Genomic DNA, 3637 nt, shown 5'->3' with positions numbered 1-3637 from the left:
CGGCTGATTGCCGAAGCGTTCGCCGGCCGGCGGCCCCGGCGGCAAAGCGACAACAGCTGATCCGCTGTTGATTCGCCGTTGATCAGCCCGTGATCAGCTGATCTGCGTGGGCGTGGGCAGCCAGACCGCGATGGTCGAGCCCGCGCCCACGGTGCTTTCGGCCTTCGTGCGCCCGTTGTGTGCTTCGGCCAGGTGGCGCACGATGGACAACCCGAGCCCCGTGCCCCCCGCCTCGCGCGACCGGCCGGGGTCGGCGCGATAGAAGCGCTCGAAAATGCGCGGCAGATGTTCGGGCGGAATACCACTGCCGGTATCCCGTACTCCCATCCAGACGCCCTCGTCCTCGCGCTGGGTGTACAGCGTCACGGACCCGATGGTCGTGTGCCGCAGGGCGTTCTCGGCGAGGTTGGACAAGATCTGCCCGGCTGCGGTGGGATCGCACATCACGCGCCGCGCGTCGGGGGCGATATCGGTGACCAGTTGCACCCCCTTGTCGCGCGCCCGGTGCGCCAGGGGGGCGATCACGTCGGCGGCGATATCGGCCACATCCAGCTCAGTTGGCGCCGGGCGCCACCCGCCGGATTCGATGCGCGATAGATCAAGCAGGTCGTCGACGATGCGCTGCATGCGCTGCACATTCGCTTCGGTCATGCCCAGGAACTGGCGCCGGAGCTCGGGGGGGACGTCGTCGTCCTGCAGGGTTTCGACGAAGCCACCGATGATGGTGAGCGGCGTGCGCAGCTCATGTGACACATTGGCCACGAAGTCGCTGCGCACCGTCTCGAGCCGGCGCACCTGCGTGAGGTCGTACATGGCGAGCACGGCCCCGCCGCCGCTCAGCGCCCGCACGGTGAGGGTGACGGTCCGCTCGGCCAGCCGGATTTCGCGGAAGATCGGCGGTGCCCCGGACAGCACGAGCTGGAGCGCCTCCTGCAGCTGCGGTTCCTGCGGGAGCTCGCTGGCGGGGAAGGGAAGGGGCTGACGGAGATTGAGCAACTGCCGGCCTGTCTCGTTGATCCGCACGACGCGCTTGCGCGCATCCACGGCTACGACACCCTCGTTGAGCGACTCGGTGAGCGCCACCAGCAGCGCCTCCTCCGATTGCATCTCCCACAGGCGGGTTTCCATCTGTTCCCCTACCTGCCGCAACGATTCGGCGAGCTCGCCGACTTCGCCACCCTTGATCGAGCGAGGCGGGCGCGCCGTGAGATCGCCACCGGCAAGGTCGCGTGCCATGTCGCGCAATTCTTCCATCGGCCGCGTCACCTGGCGCGACAGCAGGCGGGCCAATAGCAGCGCGAGGAGCAACGCCGCGCCGGTGGCGACGGTCATGTCCTGACGGATCGCTGTCAGGAGCACCTCGTCGCTGCGCGCTTCGGCATCCGCGCGGCTTTCCGCAGGCGCACTGATCGCCGACGTCGTCTCGTGCAGCTCGAGACGGTGCCGTACCCGCCATTCCACGGCGCCCAATACCGCAATGCCGAAGACCACCGTCACGACGGTGCTCTGCAGCAGCAGACGCTGGATCAGGCGCACGGCGGGGTGCTCACGTGGAACGTGGGTGCCGGTCCCGGCGCACGCCGGGTTTACCGCGGGGCATTCGCCTTGAGCCGGTACCCGAACCCGCGCACCGTTTCAATCAGATCACCAGCTGCGCCGAGTTTGGTGCGCAACCGTTGCACGTGCATGTCCACCGTGCGTGTCTGGATATCCGGTGCGGCTTCCCACACGGTCTCGAGGAGATGTCCGCGTCCCTGCACTCGGCCACGACGTTCGGCCAGTGTGAGCAGCAGCTTGAACTCCGTGGGGGTGAGGTCGACCGACTGTCCCTGTACGCTCACGGCCATGGCCGCGCGATCGATGTGCAGCGGGCCGATCACCAGCGCGTCACCGGCACCAGCCGGCGCGGGCGAACCCGTGCGACGCAGAATCGCGCCTACGCGCAGCACCAGTTCGGCCGGAGAGAAGGGCTTGGTGAGATAGTCGTCGGCGCCGAGCGAGAGGCCGCGGATACGGTCGGGTTCCTCACGGCGAGCCGTGAGCATGATGACCGCGATATCGCGCGTGGCATCGTCGAGGCGCAGCTGCTCGAGCACATCGAATCCCGACATGCCGGGGAGCATGAGGTCGAGGACCATCAGCGCCGGACGCTCGCGACGCGCCAGTTCAATGGCGTCCTGCCCGGACGACGCGGTGGACACCCGGTATCCCGCCTTCGCCAGATGGTACACCACCAGCGCCACGATCTCCGGTTCGTCATCCACCACGAGGATGCGTTCAGCAGAAACGGGAGCGGGATTCATGATCATGATCAGAGGGTGCCGGCGTCGGCCGGTGCGGTGTCGTCCGATGCGACCCGCGACAGGGCACGGGTGTTCAGACGACGCTGGATTTTGGCCACGATCATTTCGATCGCGACGGTGTTGCTGCCACCCCGGGGCACGATGACGTCCGCGTACCGCTTGCTCGGTTCGACGAACTGCAGGTGCATCGGTTGAACGGTCGTGAGGTACTGGTCGAGCACCGATTCGAGCGTTCGTCCGCGCACGGCCGTATCCCGGCGGATACGACGAATGAGACGGATGTCCGGATCGGCATCCACGAACACCTTCACATCACACTGCGCACGCACGTTCGGATCAGAGAGCAGCAGAATGCCGTCGATGACGACGACGTCAGCCGGTTCGATGCGACGCGTGCGGGCGCTTCGTGAATGCGTGGCGAACTCGTACACCGGCATGTCCACCGGCTCCCCGCGGCTGAGGGCACCGAGATGTTCGGTGAGCAGCTCCACGTCGAAGGCATCGGGGTGATCCCAGTTGACGTGGTGCAGCTGCTGCAGCGTGAGGTGCCGGAAGTCCCGGTAGTACGCGTCCATCTCGAGGAAGGCCACGGAGGCGTCGGGCAGGGCTTCAGCAACCTTGCGGGCGACGGTGGACTTTCCCGAGCCGGTTCCGCCCGCGATGCCGATGATGAGCGGTTTCATGAGCGGATGATCCGGTTGGGCCACGGTGATGTCTCAAGCTTGGACCGCCGTCGTTTCCGGACGGTTACGGCGGTGTAACGAATGGGTATCGGCCGCCGGCGCCGATTGGACCGTACCCGGGGAACTTCGCGGCAGTAGGGGGGAACCGGCAAGGACACGATCGGACTGGCCCTCGCGGGACTCCACAGTCCCGTGGGGAGCGACTAGCATTCCCCCATGGGACGTCTTTCGTTTGCGCTGAGTGCGGCGCTGCTCCCCGTGGTCGGGTTGAGCATGCTGGCCACCCTCCCCCCACGCCCGCTGGCTGCCCAGCGTGCCCCCCGCCGCGTGGAACTCACCATCGCAGCCACCACCGATGTACACGGTCGCCTGCGTGCGTGGGACTACTACGCCGGCGCGCCCGACCCCACGCACTCGCTGGCTGCGGCCGCCACCATCGTCGATTCTGCCCGCAAGGCGAATCCCGACGGGGTGGTGCTGGTGGAGGGGGGCGACATTTTGCAGGGTAACCCGTTGCTCTATGTAGCGGCGCGCGTCCGCCCCACGCCGGTGCACCCGGTCATCGCGGCCATGAACGTGATGCGCTACGACGCGGCGGTGCTGGGCAACCACGAGTTCAACTACGGCGTGCCGTTCCTCCAGAAGGCCGTC

The 3637-nt window shown here is 67.2% G+C and carries 4 protein-coding genes; 1 reads left to right on the top strand and 3 read right to left on the bottom strand.

From position 1 onward, the window contains the following. Positions 1–93 precede the first annotated feature (93 nt). From ACIQ6O_RS14510 to udk, 3 genes are read right to left on the bottom strand one after another with little or no spacing between them, the layout of a single operon-like run. Complete coding sequence (locus ACIQ6O_RS14510) at positions 94–1536, bottom strand: ATP-binding protein (protein ID WP_396208495.1); 1443 nt, start codon at positions 1534–1536, stop codon at positions 94–96. A gap of 50 nt (positions 1537–1586) precedes the next feature. Continuing rightward, entirely contained in the window at positions 1587–2309 is a 723-nt protein-coding gene (locus ACIQ6O_RS14505; RefSeq protein ID WP_396208494.1) for a response regulator, read from the bottom strand. Between the two features lie 2 nt (positions 2310–2311). Continuing rightward, entirely contained in the window at positions 2312–2986 is a 675-nt protein-coding gene (udk, locus tag ACIQ6O_RS14500) for a uridine kinase (RefSeq protein WP_396208493.1), read from the bottom strand. Between the two features lie 216 nt (positions 2987–3202). Between udk and ACIQ6O_RS14495 the strand changes: the two genes are divergently transcribed. After that, on the top strand, positions 3203–3637 hold a 435-nt coding region (locus ACIQ6O_RS14495), incomplete at its 3' end, for a metallophosphoesterase (RefSeq protein ID WP_396208492.1).

Origin of the sequence: Gemmatimonas sp. (genome assembly GCF_044345575.1) — a bacterium.
Taxonomy (GTDB): Bacteria; Gemmatimonadota; Gemmatimonadetes; order Gemmatimonadales; family Gemmatimonadaceae; genus Gemmatimonas.
The sequence above is the reverse complement of the archived record's forward strand: the minus strand, read 5'-3'. Positions and strand labels throughout refer to the sequence as shown.